Source organism: Streptomyces sp. DT190 (assembly GCF_049846985.1).
Taxonomy (GTDB): Bacteria; Actinomycetota; Actinomycetes; order Streptomycetales; family Streptomycetaceae; genus Streptomyces.
Genome location: NZ_JBNCNM010000003.1, coordinates 414,832 through 432,255, shown reverse-complemented (window position 1 = coordinate 432,255; position 17,424 = coordinate 414,832). Strand labels below are relative to the sequence as shown.

At 69.7% G+C, this 17,424-nt stretch carries 13 protein-coding genes; 11 read left to right on the top strand and 2 right to left on the bottom strand.

What is annotated here, in order from left to right:
• Nucleotides 1-21 precede the first annotated feature (21 nt).
• The 8 genes from ACPXCS_RS08760 (at nucleotide 22) to ACPXCS_RS08725 (ending at nucleotide 10,852) form a co-directional block, all read left to right on the top strand.
• Nucleotides 22-948: a carbohydrate ABC transporter permease gene (locus ACPXCS_RS08760; RefSeq protein WP_425944794.1), complete on the top strand. Its 927-nt coding sequence runs from the start codon at nucleotides 22-24 to the stop codon at nucleotides 946-948.
• Nucleotides 948-1,871, top strand: coding sequence for a carbohydrate ABC transporter permease (locus ACPXCS_RS08755; protein ID WP_425944793.1), 924 nt, complete (start codon nucleotides 948-950; stop codon nucleotides 1,869-1,871). The genes ACPXCS_RS08760 and ACPXCS_RS08755 overlap by 1 nt, the downstream gene beginning before the upstream one ends.
• Before the next feature lie 476 nt (nucleotides 1,872-2,347).
• On the top strand, nucleotides 2,348-3,559 hold the full coding sequence (locus ACPXCS_RS08750; RefSeq protein WP_425944792.1) for an ROK family transcriptional regulator: 1,212 nt from the start codon (nucleotides 2,348-2,350) through the stop codon (nucleotides 3,557-3,559).
• 133 nt (nucleotides 3,560-3,692) lie between these two features.
• Nucleotides 3,693-4,796, top strand: a complete 1,104-nt coding sequence (locus ACPXCS_RS08745) for a sugar ABC transporter substrate-binding protein (RefSeq protein WP_425944970.1) — start codon at nucleotides 3,693-3,695, stop codon at nucleotides 4,794-4,796.
• A 188-nt stretch (nucleotides 4,797-4,984) separates the two neighbouring features.
• Nucleotides 4,985-5,776, top strand: coding sequence for an ATP-binding cassette domain-containing protein (locus tag ACPXCS_RS08740; RefSeq protein WP_425944791.1), 792 nt, complete (start codon nucleotides 4,985-4,987; stop codon nucleotides 5,774-5,776).
• Nucleotides 5,773-7,074, top strand: coding sequence for a sugar ABC transporter permease (locus tag ACPXCS_RS08735; RefSeq protein WP_425944790.1), 1,302 nt, complete (start codon nucleotides 5,773-5,775; stop codon nucleotides 7,072-7,074). The genes ACPXCS_RS08740 and ACPXCS_RS08735 overlap by 4 nt, the downstream gene beginning before the upstream one ends.
• A 189-nt stretch (nucleotides 7,075-7,263) precedes the next feature.
• The gene (gene dxs, locus ACPXCS_RS08730) at nucleotides 7,264-9,186 is read left to right on the top strand and encodes a 1-deoxy-D-xylulose-5-phosphate synthase (RefSeq protein WP_425944789.1); all 1,923 of its coding nucleotides are present in this window, start codon (nucleotides 7,264-7,266) and stop codon (nucleotides 9,184-9,186) included.
• Between the two features lie 148 nt (nucleotides 9,187-9,334).
• The gene (locus ACPXCS_RS08725; RefSeq protein WP_425944788.1) at nucleotides 9,335-10,852 is read left to right on the top strand and encodes an amino acid permease; all 1,518 of its coding nucleotides are present in this window, start codon (nucleotides 9,335-9,337) and stop codon (nucleotides 10,850-10,852) included.
• A gap of 308 nt (nucleotides 10,853-11,160) precedes the next feature.
• On the opposite strand, the gene ACPXCS_RS08720 is transcribed toward ACPXCS_RS08725, so the two are convergent.
• Nucleotides 11,161-11,532, bottom strand: a complete 372-nt coding sequence (locus tag ACPXCS_RS08720) for an NTP pyrophosphohydrolase (protein ID WP_425944787.1) — start codon at nucleotides 11,530-11,532, stop codon at nucleotides 11,161-11,163.
• Nucleotides 11,533-11,613: 81 nt separating this feature from the next.
• On the opposite strand from ACPXCS_RS08720, the gene ACPXCS_RS08715 reads away from it, so the two are divergent.
• The 3 genes from ACPXCS_RS08715 to ACPXCS_RS08705 all read left to right on the top strand — a co-directional run bounded on the left by ACPXCS_RS08715 (nucleotide 11,614) and on the right by ACPXCS_RS08705 (nucleotide 15,921).
• Nucleotides 11,614-12,633: a hypothetical protein gene (locus ACPXCS_RS08715; protein ID WP_425944786.1), complete on the top strand. Its 1,020-nt coding sequence runs from the start codon at nucleotides 11,614-11,616 to the stop codon at nucleotides 12,631-12,633.
• Between the two features lie 241 nt (nucleotides 12,634-12,874).
• Nucleotides 12,875-14,146 carry a nucleotide sugar dehydrogenase gene (locus tag ACPXCS_RS08710; protein ID WP_425944785.1) on the top strand — a complete coding sequence of 424 codons (1,272 nt, stop codon included), beginning with the start codon at nucleotides 12,875-12,877 and terminating at the stop codon, nucleotides 14,144-14,146.
• Complete coding sequence (locus ACPXCS_RS08705; protein WP_425944784.1) at nucleotides 14,143-15,921, top strand: glycosyltransferase; 1,779 nt, start codon at nucleotides 14,143-14,145, stop codon at nucleotides 15,919-15,921. The genes ACPXCS_RS08710 and ACPXCS_RS08705 overlap by 4 nt, the downstream gene beginning before the upstream one ends.
• Nucleotides 15,922-15,984: 63 nt before the next feature.
• On the opposite strand, the gene ACPXCS_RS08700 is transcribed toward ACPXCS_RS08705, so the two are convergent.
• A complete protein-coding gene (locus tag ACPXCS_RS08700; RefSeq protein ID WP_425944783.1) occupies nucleotides 15,985-17,409 on the bottom strand; it encodes a polysaccharide deacetylase family protein in 1,425 nt (474 codons plus the stop codon).
• Nucleotides 17,410-17,424: the final 15 nt, after the last annotated feature.

The window sequence follows — 17,424 nt, the reverse complement described above, 5'->3', positions numbered from 1 at the left end:
CGCAACGGCACCGGAGTGGCGATGCAGCACGGCAAGTACCGGTTCATCGTGGGCTTCCTCGCGCTGCCCCTGGGACTGTACGCGCTCTTCGTGGTCTGGCCGTTCATCCAGTCCATCTATTACTCGTTCACGGACTGGACCGGCCTGAGCCCCGAATTCAAGATGGTCGGTTTCGACAACTACAGCCGGATGCTGGACGACGACATCTTCTGGAAGTCGTTGCAGCACAGCCTGCTGTTCGCCCTCCTGCTGCCGGTGGTGACGATCGGCCTCGCGCTGTTCTTCGCCTTCATGATCAACGTGGGCGGCAGAAAGAGAAAGAACGGCCCGGTCGTCACCGGTGTCCGCGGCTCCTCCTTCTACAAGATCGTCTACTTCTTCCCGCAGGTCCTCTCCATCGCCATCGTCGCGCTGCTGTTCGCGTTCGCGTACAACCCGGACAGCGGCGCGATCAACTCGGTCCTGCGCGGCATCGGCCTCGGCGACGTCCAGCCGCTCTGGCTGGGCGACCCCGATCTGGCCCTCTGGGCGGTGATGGCGGTCCTCGTCTGGTCCACGGTCGGCTTCTTCGTGGTCCTCTTCTCCGCGGGCATGGCCTCCATCCCGGCGGACATGTACGAGGCGGCCCTGCTGGACGGCGCGAACCGCTTCACCACGTTCTTCCGGATCACCCTGCCCCTGCTGTGGGACACGGTGCAGTCCGGCTGGGTCTACATGGGCATCCTCGCCCTGGGCGCCGAGTCGTTCGCGGTCGTGCAGATCATGACGACCGGGCCGGGCGGCCCCGACTACTCGACCACCGTCATGGTCCTGTACGTGTACCAGAAGGCGTTCCGGGACGGGCAGGCCGCCTACGCCACCACCATCGGTGTCGCCCTGCTCGTCGTCACGCTGGCCTTCGCCGCCGTGGTGATGCGGCTGGGCCGTCGCGAGCGGCTGGAGTACTGATGAAGACGACCGAAACCTCCGCTCCGCTCCCGGCCGAGTCCGGCGCGCCCCTGGCCAAGGAGGACCTGCCGCCGGCCCCGCCGCCCAAGGAGAAGAAAGAGGGCACGGTCCTCAACGTCTTCTCCCACGGCGTCCTGGTCATCTGGGCGATCATGGTGGTCATGCCGCTGCTCTGGGCGGTCATGACGTCCTTCAAGGACGACCGCTCCATCTTCAGCTCGCCCTGGTCGCTGCCGGACTCGCTGCACTTCGACAACTGGTCGCGGGCGTGGACCCAGGCCAACATGAGCGACTACTTCCTCAACACGGTCCTCGTGGTCGGCGGTTCACTCATCGGCACGCTGGTCCTGGGCTCGATGGCGGCCTACGTCCTGGCCCGCTTCGACTTCCCCGGCAACCGCTTCATCTACTACCTGTTCATCGGCGGCATGAGCTTCCCCATCATGCTGGCGCTGGTCCCGCTGTTCTACGTCGTGAACAACATGGGCCTGCTGAACACCATCCACGGCCTGATCCTGGTCTACATCGCGTACTCGCTGCCGTTCACGGTGTTCTTCCTGACGGCGTTCTTCCGCACGCTGCCGACCTCGATCGCGGAGGCGGCCTTCGTCGACGGCGCGTCCCACAGCCGCACGTTCTTCCAGATCATGCTCCCCATGGCCAAGCCGGGCCTGATCAGCGTGGGCATCTTCAACTTCCTGGGCCAGTGGAACCAGTACATGCTCCCCACGGTCCTCAACACCGACCCCGACAAGCGGGTCCTCACCCAGGGCCTGGTGCAGCTGGCGGTGAGCCAGGGCTACAAGGGTGACTGGTCGGGCCTCTTCGCGGGCCTGGTCATGGCGATGCTGCCGGTGCTGGCCGCGTACATCATCTTCCAGCGGCAGGTGGTGCAGGGCCTGACAGCGGGGGCGCTGAAGTAATCCGGGTCGCCCGGGGCCGAGGCCGGGTGGGAGCGCAACCCGGCGCGACGAGGTGCCGCTGCGCCCACCCGTGCCGCCCCAGCGGCACGACTGCCCGCAGCTGGGGCAGAGCGCGCACCCGCACCCGCCGGACGACGCAAGGGGCCGTGCCGGGGGGTGTCCGCCCGCAGCGCTTGGCGCGTCGACGAACAGCGAGTCGGTACCCAACCCCATCGCGCCGTTCCGAGGACGGACACCCCCCGGCGCGGCCCCGACCCACCCCCCAACGTCAGGCGAAGACGCGCATCCCACCCACCCGCACGGGCCACCGCAGGCAGAAAGCGCGTACCCCCGCATAGCGCTCCGCGACGACCCGCGCACACCCCGGAATCAGTTCAACCTCTTGACGGGAGGCAACCCGAACGGCTCAGCTTAGAGTTCACTAGTTGGACATAGACGGGGCCTCACCGATGCGGCCCCGTGCGCAGGAGGTCGTCGTGGAGACTCCGGGGTCGCAGTCGTCGCTGCACCGAGCCAACCTGGAGCGTGTCGTACGAGCCGTGCGCCTGGCGGGCTCCCTCACCCAGGCCGAGATCGCCCGGACGACGGGTCTGTCCGCCGCGACGGTGTCCAACATCGTCCGGGAGTTGAAGGACGGCGGCACGGTCGAGGTCACCCCGACCTCCGCCGGCGGCCGCCGCGCCCGCAGCGTGTCGCTCAGCGGCGACGCCGGCATCGTCATCGGCGTCGACTTCGGGCACACCCACCTCCGCGTCGCCATCGGCAACCTCGCCCACCAGGTCCTGGCCGAGGAGTCCGAGCCCCTGGACGTCGACGCCTCGTCGACCCAGGGCTTCGACCGCGCGGAACAGCTGGTCACGCGCCTGGTCGAGGCCACCGGCGTGGACCGCTCGAAGATCGCCGGCATCGGCCTCGGCGTCCCCGGCCCGATCGACGTCGAGTCCGGCACCCTCGGCTCGACCGCCATCCTCCCGGGCTGGACCGGCACCAGACCCGCCGAGGAGCTCCGCGACCGTCTCGGCGTCCCCGTCCACGTCGACAACGACGCCAACCTCGGCGCCCTCGGCGAGATGGTCTGGGGCAGCGGCCGAGGCGTCCGCGACCTGGCGTACATCAAGGTCGCCAGCGGTGTCGGCGCCGGTCTGGTGATCAGCGGCAAGATCTACCGCGGCCCCGGCGGCACCGCTGGAGAAATCGGACATATTACACTCGATGAATCCGGCCCGGTCTGCCGCTGCGGCAACCGCGGCTGCCTGGAGACCTTCGCGGCCGCGCGCTACGTGCTGCCGCTCCTCCAGTCCAGTCACGGCACCGACCTCACCATGGAAGGCGTCGTACGGCTCGCCAGGGACGGAGACCCGGGCTGCCGTCGGGTGATCGCCGACGTCGGCCGCCACATCGGCAGTGGAGTGGCCAATCTCTGCAACCTGCTGAACCCGAGCCGGGTGGTGCTCGGCGGTGATCTCGCCGAGGCCGGTGAACTCGTGCTCGGGCCGATCCGGGAGTCTGTCGGCCGCTATGCCATCCCCAGTGCGGCGCGCCAGTTGTCCGTTCTCCCCGGGGCCCTCGGCGGCCGTGCGGAGGTGCTCGGAGCGCTCGCTCTCGCCCTCAGCGAGATGGGTGATTCGACCCTTTTGGACGGCACCGCCACGGGCCCGCTGAAGGCCACCACCCCTGCCTTCACTTAGAGAACGGATGGCACCGTTGCCATCTCGTTAAGGATTTACTTCTTGACGTCGCACGTGTGGCCGAGTTGACTTCCAGCCACCTCGGCCGCAACGTCGCGGCCTCGTCAGGGAGGTTTTTGAAGTGAACACGCGTATGCGTCGCGCCGCCGTTGCAGTGGCCTCCGGTGTGATGGCTGTTTCGCTTGCTGCCTGTGGCAGCGCCAAGGAGTCCGGCGACAACGCCGACTCCACCGCGGGGTCCGCCAAGAAGGGCGACGACATCAAGGTCGGTCTGCTCCTTCCCGAGAACGCGACCGCCCGTTACGAGAAGTTCGACCGGCCGCTCATCGAGAAGAAGGTCAAGGAACTCACCAACGGCAAGGGCGAGGTCGTCTACGCCAACGCCAAGCAGGACGCCAGCACGCAGAACCAGCAGGTCGACACCATGGTGACCAACAAGGTCGACGTGCTGATCGTGGACGCCGTGGACTCCAAGGCCATCGCCGGCTCGGTGAAGAAGGCCAAGGACGCCGGCATCCCCGTCGTCGCCTACGACCGCCTGGCCGAGGGCCCGATCGACGCCTACACCTCGTTCGACAACGAGACCGTCGGCAAGACCCAGGGCGAGGCCCTGCTGAAGGCCCTGGGCGACAAGGCCAAGGACGGCCAGATCGTCATGATGAACGGGTCCTCCACCGACCCGAACGCCGCCCAGTTCAAGAAGGGCGCGCACTCCGTCCTCGACGGCAAGGTCAAGATCGGCCGCGAGTACGACACCAAGGAGTGGAAGCCGGAGAACGCCAACTCCAACATGGAGGGCGCGATCTCGGCTCTGGGCAAGGACAAGATCGTCGGCGTCTACTCCGCCAACGACGGCATGGCGGGCGGCATCATCACCGCCCTGAAGGCCGCCGGCATCGCCGACATCCCGGTCACCGGCCAGGACGCCGAGCTCGCGGGTGTGCAGCGCATCGTCACCGGTGAGCAGTACATGAGCGTCTACAAGCCCTACCCGCAGGAGGCGGACGTCGCGGCCGAGATGGCCGTCGCCCTCGCCCAGGGCAAGTCGCTCGACTCGATCGCCAAGGACAAGGTCGACAGCCCGACCACCAAGGCCGTCCCCTCCGTCCTCGTCCCGGTCGTCTCGCTGACCAAGGACAACATCAACGACACCGTCATCAAGGACGGCATCTACACCGTGAACGAGATCTGCGCGGGCAAGTACAAGGCCGCCTGCGACAAGATCGGTCTCAAGTAAGCAGCCGCCAGATCCGTGGCCCGCGCCGGGAGTCCGCCGAGGACTCCCGGGACGCGCACGGACCGGCTGCCCCGAGTTCCTCCGGCGCCCCGCCACACCAGCCCCGCAAGCTCCGCGGGGCGCCGGAGTGATCGCTCGCTCCTCCCACACTTCTGCACAACCTCCCGCCGGGTCAGGCGGCGAAGGAGATGGTTCACGTGTCCGCTACGCCCGTGCTGGCGTTGCGCGGGGTCTCCAAGCGGTTCGGTGCCGTACAGGCGCTCACCGACGTAGAGCTTGAGGTCCACGCCGGTGAAGTGGTCGCCCTGGTGGGCGACAACGGCGCCGGAAAGTCCACGCTGGTCAAGACGATCGCCGGCGTGCACCCCATCGATGAGGGCGTCATCGAATGGGACGGCAGGTCCGTCCAGATCAACAAGCCGCACGACGCCCAGAACCTGGGCATCGCGACCGTCTACCAGGACCTCGCGCTGTGCGACAACATCGACGTCGTCGGCAACCTCTACCTGGGCCGGGAGCTGCGCAAGCGCGGTGTCCTGGACGAGGTGGAGATGGAGCGCCGCTCGCGTGAGCTGCTCGACACGCTGTCGATCCGCATCCCCAGCGTGCGCATCCCGATCGCCTCGCTCTCCGGCGGCCAGCGCCAGACCGTGGCCATCGCCCGGTCCATGCTCGGGGAGCCCAAGCTGGTCATCCTCGACGAGCCCACCGCCGCCCTCGGCGTCGAGCAGACCGCCCAGGTCCTCGACCTGGTCGAGCGGCTGCGCGAGCGCGGCCACGCCGTGATCCTGATCAGCCACAACATGGCCGACGTCAAGGCCGTGGCGGACAAGGTCGCCGTGCTGCGCCTCGGGCGCAACAACGGCGTCTTCGAGGTCAAGTCGACCTCGCAGGAAGAGATCATCTCCGCCATCACCGGCGCCACCGACAACGCCGTGACCCGCCGTGCGGCGCGCACGAACGGGGAGGGTTCCAAGTGAGCATCGACAAGACCTCCGCGGCCACGGGAGCTCCCGAGGACCACGTGGTGGAGAACCCCGAGGCGGCCAAGGCCGCCGTCACGGTCGTCGACCCCCGGCTGCTGGTCCGCGAGCAGGGTCTCGCGGGCTACGTCACCGAGTTCAAGCGGAAGATGAAGTCCGGTGACCTGGGTTCCATCCCGGTCGTCATCGGTTTGGCGATCATCTGGCTCATCTTCACGAGCCTGAACTCCAACTTCCTCACCGCGGGCAACCTGTCCGACATGTCCGTCGCCATGGTCGGCACCGGCATGATCGCGGTCGGCATCGTGTTCGTGCTGCTGCTCGGTGAGATCGACCTGTCGGTCGGTTCGGTGTCCGGTGTCGCGGGCGCGAGCTTCGCGGTGCTGAACGTCACCAACGGCATGAACGAGTGGCTCGCCTTCGTGCTGGCCATCCTCACCGGCACGGTCGCCGGTGTGCTGCACGGCTTCTTCTTCGCGAAGATCGGCGTCCCCGCCTTCGCCGTCACCCTGGCCGGTCTGCTGTTCTGGAACGGCTTCATGCTCCAGATCCTGGGCGACAACGGCACGATCAACCTCGACCCGGACGGGGTCGTGGCCCAGCTGACCAGCTACTACTTCTCCGACGTGGCCGCCGCGTACGCGCTGGCCGCGGTGGTGACCGCCGGGTACTTCCTCAGCTCCTTCTACGGCAACCGCCGCCGTGAGGCCGCGGGCGTGCCGTCCCGGCCGCTGAGCGAGACCATCGTGCGCACCGTGCTGCTGGCGGTCCTCGCCTTCACCGTCGCCATCGTCTTCAACCAGTACAAGGGCCTGCCGCTGGCCGTGGTGATCTTCATCGCGGTGCTGCTGGTCACGGACTTCGTGCTGCGGCGCACGGCCTACGGCCGCAAGGTGTTCGCGCTCGGCGGCAGCGTCGAGGCGTCGCGCCGCGCCGGCATCAACGTGGAGATGGTCCGGATCTCGGTCTTCGCGATCTCCGGCACCTTCGCCGCGGTGGGCGGCCTGTTCATCGCCTCGAAGATCGCGGCGGCCAACCAGGGCGCCGGCGGCGGTGACCTGCTGATGAACGCGATCGCCGCAGCGGTGATCGGTGGCACGTCCCTCTTCGGTGGCCGTGGCCGCACCTGGAACGCGCTGCTCGGTGTGCTCGTGATCGTCTCGATCCAGTACGGGCTCGCCCTGGAGGGCATCGCCTCCCCGGTGCAGTACATGATCACCGGTGGTGTGCTCCTGGCCACGGTCGTCATCGACGCGGTGACGCGCAAGACGCAGAAGACCGCGGGTCGCGCGTAGCGCCCGAGTCCCACCCTGTGCCCGGCACCGGCAGGTGCCGGGCACAGTCGTGTCGTAGGCACGGCACACAATGGGTACAGCCGAATGCGTGACGTATGACGCACGGCCTCGGCGCAGTCCCCAGGGGCGGAACATTAGACTCGACACGCCCGGCAACAGCTCGATCAGCTCTACTGCAAGGAGGCACGGGTGCCGCTGCTGACCCGCATCACGGGACCGCGCGATCTGGACCGGCTCAGCCTGGAGGAGCTGAACCAGCTGGCGGAGGAGATCCGCACCTTCCTTGTCGAGGCGGTCTCCAAGACCGGCGGTCACCTGGGCCCCAACCTCGGCGTGGTGGAGCTCACCATCGCCCTGCACCGGGTCTTCGAATCGCCCAGGGACAAGGTGCTCTGGGACACCGGCCACCAGTCCTACGTCCACAAGCTGCTCACCGGCCGTCAGGACTTCTCCCGGCTGAAGATGAAGGGCGGCCTGTCCGGCTACCCCTCGCAGGCCGAGTCCGAGCACGACGTCATCGAGAACTCGCACGCCTCGACCGTCCTCGGCTGGGCCGACGGCATCGCCAAGGCCAACCAGCTGATGAAGCGCGACGACCACGTCGTGGCCGTCATCGGCGACGGCGCCCTGACCGGCGGCATGGCCTGGGAGGCGCTGAACAACATCGCCGACGCCAAGGACCGCCCGCTGGTCATCGTCGTCAACGACAACGAGCGCTCCTACGCGCCCACCATCGGCGGCCTCGCCAACCACCTGGCGACCCTGCGCACCACCGACGGCTACGAGCGCTTCCTGGCCCGCACCAAGGAGGTCCTGGAGCGCACCCCGGTCGTCGGCCGGCCGCTCTACGACACCCTGCACGGCGCGAAGAAGGGCCTGAAGGACTTCATCGCCCCGCAGGGCATGTTCGAGGACCTGGGCCTGAAGTACGTCGGCCCGATCGACGGCCACGACATCGAGGCCCTGGAGTCCGCCCTGGCCCGGGCCAAGCGGTTCGGCGGGCCGGTCATCGTGCACTGCCTCACCGAGAAGGGCCGCGGTTACCAGCCCGCCCTCCAGGACGAGGCGGACCGCTTCCACGCCGTCGGCAAGATCCACCCCGACACGGGCCTGCCGATCGCCAGCTCCGGCGCCGACTGGACCTCCGTCTTCGGCGAGGAGATGGTCAGGCTCGGCGAGGAGCGCGAGGACATCGTCGCCATCACGGCGGCCATGCTCCAGCCGGTGGGCCTGGACAAGTTCGCCAAGCGCTTCCCCGAGCGGGTCTACGACGTCGGCATCGCCGAGCAGCACGGCGCCGTCTCGGCCGCGGGCCTGGCGACGGGCGGAGTGCACCCGGTGTTCGCGGTGTACGCCACCTTCCTCAACCGCGCCTTCGACCAGGTGCTGATGGACGTGGCACTGCACAAGTGCGGCGTCACCTTCGTCCTGGACCGGGCCGGTGTCACCGGCACCGACGGGGCCTCCCACAACGGCATGTGGGACATGTCGATCCTGCAGGTGGTGCCCGGGCTGCGGCTGGCCGCGCCGCGCGACGCCGACCAGGTCCGCGCGCAGCTGCGCGAGGCCGTCGCCGTCGAGGACGCGCCGACCGTGGTCCGCTTCTCCAAGGGCGCCGTCGGCCCCGCCGTACCGGCCGTGCGCCGGGTCGGCGGCATGGACGTGCTGCGCGAGCCCGGCACCGACCGGCCGGACGTCCTGCTGGTCTCCGTCGGCGCCCTCGCGCCGATGTGCCTGGAGATCGCCGGCCTGCTCGACAAGCAGGGCATCTCCACGACCGTCGTCGACCCGCGCTGGGTGAAACCCGTCGACGAGGCCATGGCCCCGCTCGCCGAGCGGCACCGCGTGGTCGTCACCGTCGAGGACAACAGCCGGGTCGGCGGTGTCGGCTCGGCGATCGCGCAGGCGCTGCGCGACGCGGGCGTCGACGTGCCGCTGCGCGACTTCGGCATCCCGCCGCGCTTCCTCGACCACGCCTCCCGCGCGGAGGTGCTCGCCGAGATCGGCCTCACCGCGCCGGACATCGCCCGGCAGGTGACCGGCCTGGTCGCCAAGCTGGACGGACGCTACGAGCGGGCCACGGTCGACTCCGTGGAGCCCGCGCGCGACTGACGCCCACCCCGGTACCGCTGAATGGGCCGGTTTCACCCCCGTCAAGGGTGGTGAAATCGGCCCATTGGCGTGATTCCATCGCTGTCGGGGCATATGGAGGACGCCCCCTCTCGATCATGTCGAGGACGACAAGCGTGGGAGGTACCCCGTGAGCAGCACCCTCTTCCGGACGAAGAAGGTCGAGCAGTCCATCCTCGACACCGAGGAGCCAGAGCACGCGCTCAAGAAGTCCTTGTCCGCGCTGGATCTGACCGTCTTCGGCGTCGGCGTGATCATCGGCACCGGCATCTTCGTCCTCACCGGGACCGTCGCCAAGGACAACGCCGGGCCCGCGGTGGCCCTGGCGTTCGTGGCGGCCGGCATCGCCTGTGCGCTGGCCGCCCTCTGTTACGCCGAGTTCGCCTCCACGGTCCCGGTCGCAGGGTCCGCCTACACGTTCTCGTACGCCTCCCTCGGGGAGCTCCCCGCCTGGATCATCGGCTGGGACCTGGTCCTGGAGTTCGCGCTCGGGACGGCGGTGGTGGCCGTCGGCTGGTCCGGGTACGTCCAGTCGCTCATGGACAACGCCGGCTGGCAGATGCCGGCGGCGCTGGGCAGCAGGGAGGGCGCCGACGGCTTCGGCTTCGACATCCTCGCCGCCGTGCTCGTCCTGGTCCTCACGGTCATCCTCGTCCTCGGCATGAAGCTCTCGGCCCGCATCACCTCGCTCGTCGTCGCCATCAAGGTCACGGTCGTGCTCGTCGTGATCGTCGCCGGGGCGTTCCTCATCAAGGGCGAGAACTACGACCCGTTCATCCCGAAGGAGAAGCCGGTGGAGGCCGGGGCGAGCCTCGACTCGCCGCTGATCCAGCTGATGTTCGGCTGGGCGCCGTCGAACTTCGGCGTGATGGGCATCTTCACCGCCGCCTCGGTCGTGTTCTTCGCCTTCATCGGCTTCGACGTGGTGGCCACGGCCGCCGAGGAGACGCGGAACCCGCAGCGCGACATGCCCCGCGGCATCCTCGGCTCCCTGCTGATCTGCACCACGCTGTACGTGCTCGTCTCGATCGTGGTCACCGGCATGCAGAACTACACCCGGCTGTCCGTGGACGCGCCGCTGGCCGACGCGTTCAAGGCCACGGGACACCCGTGGTACGCGGGCTTCATCAGCTTCGGGGCCGCGGTCGGTCTGACGACGGTGTGCATGATCCTGCTGCTCGGGCAGACCCGGGTGTTCTTCGCGATGAGCCGTGACGGGCTGCTGCCGCGGTTCTTCTCGCGCGTCCACCCCCGGTTCAAGACGCCGCACCGGCCGACCATCCTGCTCGGTGTGATCATCGCGATCCTGGCCGGGTTCACGCCGTTGACCGAACTCGCCGCCCTGGTGAACATCGGCACGCTGTTCGCCTTCGTGGTCGTCGCGATCGGCGTGCTCGTCCTGCGCCGGACCCGCCCCGACCTGCCCCGGGCCTTCCGCACTCCGTGGGTCCCGGTCATCCCGATCCTGTCGGTGTGCGCCTCCCTGTGGCTGATGATCAACCTGCCCGCCGAGACGTGGGTCCGGTTCGGCATCTGGATGGCCGCCGGCTTCCTCGTGTACTTCCTCTACGGCCGCGGCCACAGCCGCCTGGGCCGCGGCGCGGCCGAGGAGCAGCCTGCCGCGGGCGGGGGCACGACGGCCCCCTAGTGCCGCCACGGCTCCGGGCCGCCGGGGACACCCGGCCCGGAGCCGCCGCCGGGCACTGCCCGGGCGGGCGAGGGGTCCTGAGCCGCCGCCGGGTCGTGACGCACGCTCCGCACGGTCCCGAAGCCTCTCCGCACCGTCATGCAGGTGCACGGCATCGCCCCTGGCCGCTGTCGGTCGCGGGGGTGTGCGCCCCGCACGGCCCCGGGCCGCCACCGGGTGTGGCCACGCGGCTCACGGACTGCCGCCGGCGCGCCGCACGGTCCGCAGTCACCCCGGCGCGCCGCACGGCCCGGAGTCGATCGGGCCGCTTACGGGCGCACCGTACGCGGCCCGGCCGTCTCCGCGCCCAGGGCGGCGACCCGCCCGCGCAATTCCCGGTCCGCCGTGACCACCAGCACGGAGCGGTCGCCGGCGGCCGCCACCGTCTCGACGATGTGGTCGTCCCCGCTGCCGGGCGCCGACGTCACCCGCACTCCGGGCACCGACTCCACGCCCCGGGCCGCCCCCTCCACGACCAGGACGATCTCCACCGGCCCCGGCACCCCCGGCACGCCGTGCGAGGCCAGCCGGTCCCGCAGCCGCTCCGCGGCCCCGCGCCGGTCCCGCCACCACCCGTCCGGCACCGATCCGACGACATTCGCGGCGTCGACCACGACGAGGAGGGGCTCAGCGGCGTTCATGCGGCCAGGGTCGCACGACGGGTGCCCCGCCACGCCAGGGGCGGCACACACGGGGCGGCGGAGCCCGCATAAAGTGAACTGGTGAACGGCGACTGGCTCCTGCGCGGCCGTGACGGCCGCCTCACCGTCTACCTGCCCTCCGGCGAAGCCGTCCTGTGCCGGGCCGAGCGTGGCCCCGGCGGCCCCTGGGAGGACGCCCCGCGGACCGTCGGCGGCACCCAGAAGGTGCACCCGGGCGCGGCGGTCGGACAGGGCGCCGACCGCTACGCCCACCTGGCGGCCTGGCGGCCCACCGTGCCGGGGGAGTCGGGCCTGGTGCACACCACGCACTTCCGGCCCCTGCTGGCCCCCCTGGACTGGGTGCCGATCGGGCACCCCGACAAGAAGGGCGACCGCACCGGACCACCGGCCGTGGCCGTCGACGGCGTGGGACGGGGCTACGTCTTCGTCCGCAACGCGGGCGGCGGGGTGAGCCTGCGCAACCAGAAGGTGAAGGGCGGCTGGGGCGGCTGGCTGGACCTCGGCGGGCAGGACGTCGGCGAGCAGCTGGCGCCCGTGGCGGGGGAGTCGGGGCTGATCGAGCTGTACGCCTCCGTGCCCGGCGCGATCCTGCACTGGCGGCAGGAGAGCGACGGCAAGAAGCCGGCGCGGGCCGAGGAGGTGGAGGCCGACGTCCACCCCGGGACGCTGCGCGCCCTCGCCACGTCCGAGGAGCACACCACCGTCTTCTTCACGGACACGTCCGGGGACCTGTGCGCCTGGCGTCCCGGTGAGAAGCCGGTGCCCCTGCTCGCGGCAGCCGGGCCGGGGCCGGTCTCCGCGGTGCGCTGCGTCATCGAGGGGCACGACTGCACGGTGCTCGCGCAGCGCTCGGCGAGCGGCCGGGTCGCCTTCGCCGCGTACCCGACCGAGCAGGAGTCGGCGGGGGCCTGGTGGACGGAGTCGGGGCCGCGGCTGCCGTCCGACGCCCTGGTCTCGGTATCGCTGGACGAGCACGAGGAGGTCGTCGCCGCCGCCCTGTCGCCCTCCAGCGGGACCCTGCTGCTCACCCGCCGCAAGGACGAGCCGGGGCTCGCGCTGGAGGCCTGGCGGGAGATCTGAGCCGAGTCTCCGGCCCGCACGGAAACGGAAGGGAGCCGTTCGTTCCGAGGGTCTTGTGGCACCAGACACCCGAGGTGTGTCAAGGGTTGTATGGATGTGGACGTGACAAGAGGCACCTCGTATCAAGATGGTGAAAAAGTGAAGGTCTTGTTAACCTCCTCGGACTTGTTCGATTTGCTCGGGGGGCCGGTTGCTGCTGCGTCTGGCCGACGCCGTGGCAACGGGGTTGGGAAATGATGTCGTGAGCAGATCCTCCACGGTGGATCTTGTCGTTGTCGGACTCGGTTACGTGGGGCTGCCGTTGGCGAGATCCGCCGCCGCGGCGGGTCTGAAGGTGGTCGGTCTCGACCGCAGCCGGCGCGTGGTCGACGGACTGAACGCCGGCCGTTCGCACGTCGACGACATCACCGGCACCGACGTACGCGCCATGCTGGAGCAGGGCTTCAGGGCCGTCGACGAGGCCGCGGTCATCGCCGACGCCGCCGCGGTGGTCGTGTGCGTCCCGACCCCGCTCACCGACCACGGCGCCCCCGACCTCGGCGCGGTGCACGCCGCCGTCGACGACATCGCCGCGCACCTCACCGCCGGCACGCTCGTCGTGCTGGAGTCCACGACGTACCCGGGCACGACCGACGAAGTCGTCCGCCCGCGTCTGGAGGCCGGCGGCCTGCGCGTCGGCGTCGACTTCCACCTCGCCTTCTCCCCGGAGCGCATCGACCCGGGCAACGCCTCCTTCGGCCTGGAGAACACGCCCAAGGTCGTCGGCGGCATCACGGCCGACTGCACCAAGGCCGCCCGCGCCCTCTACGAGCGTTTCGTCCACCGCGTCGTCGAGGCCAAGGGCACCCGCGAGGCCGAGATGGCCAAGCTGCTGGAGAACACCTACCGGCACGTGAACATCGCGCTCGTCAACGAGATGTCGATGTTCTGCCGGGAGATCGGCGTCGACCTCTGGGACGCCATCCGGTGCGCCTCCACCAAGCCGTTCGGGTTCGCGCCCTTCTACCCCGGCCCCGGCGTCGGCGGGCACTGTATCCCGATCGACCCCAACTACCTGTCGTACAAGGTGCGTTCGCTGGGCATCCCGTTCCGGTTCGTGGAGTTGGCGCAGGAGATCAACCAGCGGATGCCCGTGCACGTCGTCAACCGCGCGGCCGACCTGCTGAACGACCAGGGCAAGGCTGTGCGCGGCTCCCGGGTGCTGCTGCTCGGCGTGACCTACAAGCCGGACATATCCGACCAGCGGGAGAGCCCGGCGCTGGCCGTCGCGGAGAACCTCCTGGCGCGCGGCGCCGAACTGGCCTACTTCGACCCGCGGGTCGAGGACTGGAGCGTCGGCGGTGCCCCCGTCGAGCGGGCCGGCGACTACCTCGCCGCCGCCGAGGACGCGGACCTCACCATCCTGCTCCAGCCGCACCGCGAGATCGACCTGGACGCGCTGGCCGACCGGGCCCGGGCCCTGTTCGACACCCGGGGCAGGTCCGCCGACCATCCGCGGGTGGTCAAGCTGTGACTGCCGACGATACGTACATACCGGGAGCCGTCGACTCCGGTGGCCGTCGGGCCCACCGCAAGCGGCGGCACCTGAAGGTCTCGTACTTCGTCTTCCTGGGCCTGGCCGCGCTGATCGCCACCCGGCTCGACGCCGGCTCGCTCCACCTGTACTCGATGGGCGCCATGGGCCTGCTGGCCCTGAAGATGATCGGCGCCCTGTTCTACCGTCCGGCCAAGGCCGGGCGGGAGGAGCTGGAGTACCTGGAGAACGCCTGGGTCACCGCGGTCATCCCGATCTACAACGAGGACCCGGTGATGTTCGAGCAGGGCATGCGCAGCCTCCTCGCGCAGAGCCGCCTGCCCAACGAGATCCACATCATCGACGACGCCAGCGCCAACGACTCCGGCATCCGCGCGGCGAAGAAGCTGCGCCGCGAGTTCGAGGCCAAGGGCGTCAAGTACACCGTCAGCGTCCAGCCCGAGAACAAGGGCAAGCGCGAGGCGCTGGCGCTGGGCTTCGAGGCCGCGCCGTACTCCGACATCTTCCTCTGCGTCGACTCGGACACCGTGCTGTCCCGGGACACCGTGCGCGAGCTGCTGCTGCCGCTGGCCGACGAGAAGATCATGGCCTCCACGGGCATGGTGCTGGCGCTCAACCACGACAGCAACATCTTCACGCGCCTGCAGGACCTGCGCTACGGCAACTCCTTCCTCTTCGAGCGGGCCGCCTACTCGCGGCTGAAGTCGGTGCTGTGCTGCTGCGGCGCGCTCTCCGCCTACCGCGGCACGCTGGTGCGCAAGTACCTGCCGGACTTCCTCAACCAGCAGTTCCTGGGCAAGCCGGCCGTCTTCGGCGACGACCGCCGCATGACCAACTACTGCCTGATGGAGGGCCAGGTCGTCTTCCAGGAGACGGCCGTCGGCTACACGGCCGTCCCCGAGAAGCTGCCGCACTTCCTGCGCCAGCAGGTCCGCTGGAACAAGTCCTTCTTCCGCGAGTCCCTGTGGGCCTTCCGCCATCAGAAGAAGTACCGTCCGGCCTTCTGGCTGACCTGCATGGAGCTCGCGCTCTGGCTGGTCTTCGGCTCGGCGATGTTCTACTCGATGGTCATCCTGCCCATCATCAAGCCGCAGCAGTTCCTGAACCACATCGGGGACTACCTGATCTTCATGGTGCTCATGGGGTACCTGCGCAACGTCCGCTACCTGGACTTCCCGCGCCGCGGCATGGGCTTCGTCAAGCGCTTCGGCATGTTCCTGCTCGCGCCGATCTACGGCGTGATCCAGCTGACGCTGCTCACCCCGCTGCGCTTCTACGCCCTGTTCACCCTGCACAAGGGCAGCTGGGGCACGCGCCAGGGCGGCGTCGAGGTGTCCGTGGCCGGTGACCACGAGCACGACGTGACGGAGATCTTCGAGGAAGAGGACCCGTACTCCGACAAGAAGGTCACCGAGACGCTCCAGCTGATGCGGCTGGAGGGCGTGGCCCTGCGCACCCGGCCCCGCCCGGCGGGCGGCATCCCCTCCCAGCCGCAGCCGATCCCCGGCTACGACGAGCAGCACCACGCGGCCGTGCCGCAGCAGCGCGTCAGCTGGGGAGCCCCGGCACCCGCCGGCCAGCAGCAGTGGCAGGACGGCGGCTACGGCCGGCCCGATCCGTACCAGCAGCAGTACCCCGGCCAAGGGCCCGACCCGCAGCAGGGCGGCTACCCCTACCAGGACCCCTCCTGGCAGCAGGGCCAGGGGCAGGGGCAGGGGCATGGCCAGGGCTACGGGCAGGGCGGCGGCTGGTAGAGCCGCGGCGGAACGGGGAAAGGGGCGGCCGGGGGGCCGCCCCTTTCCTGTGCGTCCGGTGTCTCAGGTGTACGAGGCCATCGCTTCCTCGACCGTCAGCACCGGGATGTCCCGGTCGTCGATCGCCTTCATCAGCGTCTCCAGACCGGCCTTGCCGATCTCGGTGCTGGTCGCCGGCGCGCCCTCGGTGACCTTGTGCAGGCAGAGGATCAGCCAGTCGCCGCTGTTCACGCACCGGTCGAGCCGGCCGCCCGGGCCCGTCAGCTTCGACAGCGCCGTACCGCCGATGCCCGTGCCGTCGTTGATGCCGGTCAGCGCCTTGAGGCGGTAGGGCATCGCCGGGGCGAAGGACTCGATGGTCTCGGAGATGATCGACCGGGCGGTGGTGAAGTGCCGGCTCGCGATCTGGTCGACCGGGATGCCGTCGGACGTCTTCTGGAACGCGCCGTGCGGGTAGGCGAAGTGCTCGCTGGTGAAGCCGTTGGACACCAGCCACTCGCGCAGCTTGCGGAAGTCGTCGTCGGCCTGCTCGGCGGTCAGCTTGGGGTAGCTGGCCGTGTGCACGGCGTTGGCGTACGAGTGGCCCGCCATCTCCCAGCCGGAGAAGTCCTGCATGGAGCGCATCTGGCCCATCGTCAGGAAGCTGCCGGTGCCGATGGCGTCGGCGATGTTGTAGACGGTGCCGGGGAAGCCGAAACGGTCCATGATCGGCCGGGCCAGGTCGTGGATCGACTTGTGGGAGTCGTCGAAGGTGATGGAGACGACGCCCTTGGGGAAGACCGACACCGTGTCCGGGATCAGCTCCACGGCCTGCAGCCGGTAGGTCACCGGGCCGCCCGCGTTGTCGTACACGGCGAACGACATGTCGGTGAAGCCGGTCTTCGTGGACGGCTTGCCGTCGGCGCCGATCGAGTACGTACCGGCCGCCGCGTTGACGTCCGCCCACTGGAGGTGGACCGTCACCCACTCGCCGGACTGGACGTAGTTGGCCGACGTCTTGGAGTGGACGTGGAAGGTCCAGGCGAAGTGGTTCGCGAGAGAGCCGCTGCCCAGGTAGAAGACCATCTTGGCCAGGTTCGTGACGTCGTCGACGCGGAAGACGAGCCGGATCATCTTGCCGCTCAGGCTCATCGCGCTCAGGCCGGTCCTGCGGACGTAGGACTGCTTGCCGGTGCCGTTGGTGGTCACCCGGACCGACTGCGTGCCGCGCACGAACTGCGTCGTGTCGTTGGCCTCGGCCGAGGCCGTGCCCGCGCCGCCGGGCGTCCAGCCGTGGCCCGACTGGAACTGCTGGGACCAGCTGGCCCGGCGGTACTTGGGGCGGCGCCCGGAGGGGGCGTAGAGCGGAGGCGTGGTGAGACCTCCGATGGCTCCCTCGGCGGCGGGGGCCGCGGCGGGCTGGGCCATCACCTTGCCCATCCACGCGCCGCCACCGGCCATCGCGACGCCTCCCGCGCCGCCCATCAGCAGCGCGGAGCGCCTGCTCACCACCGGTTTGTTCTC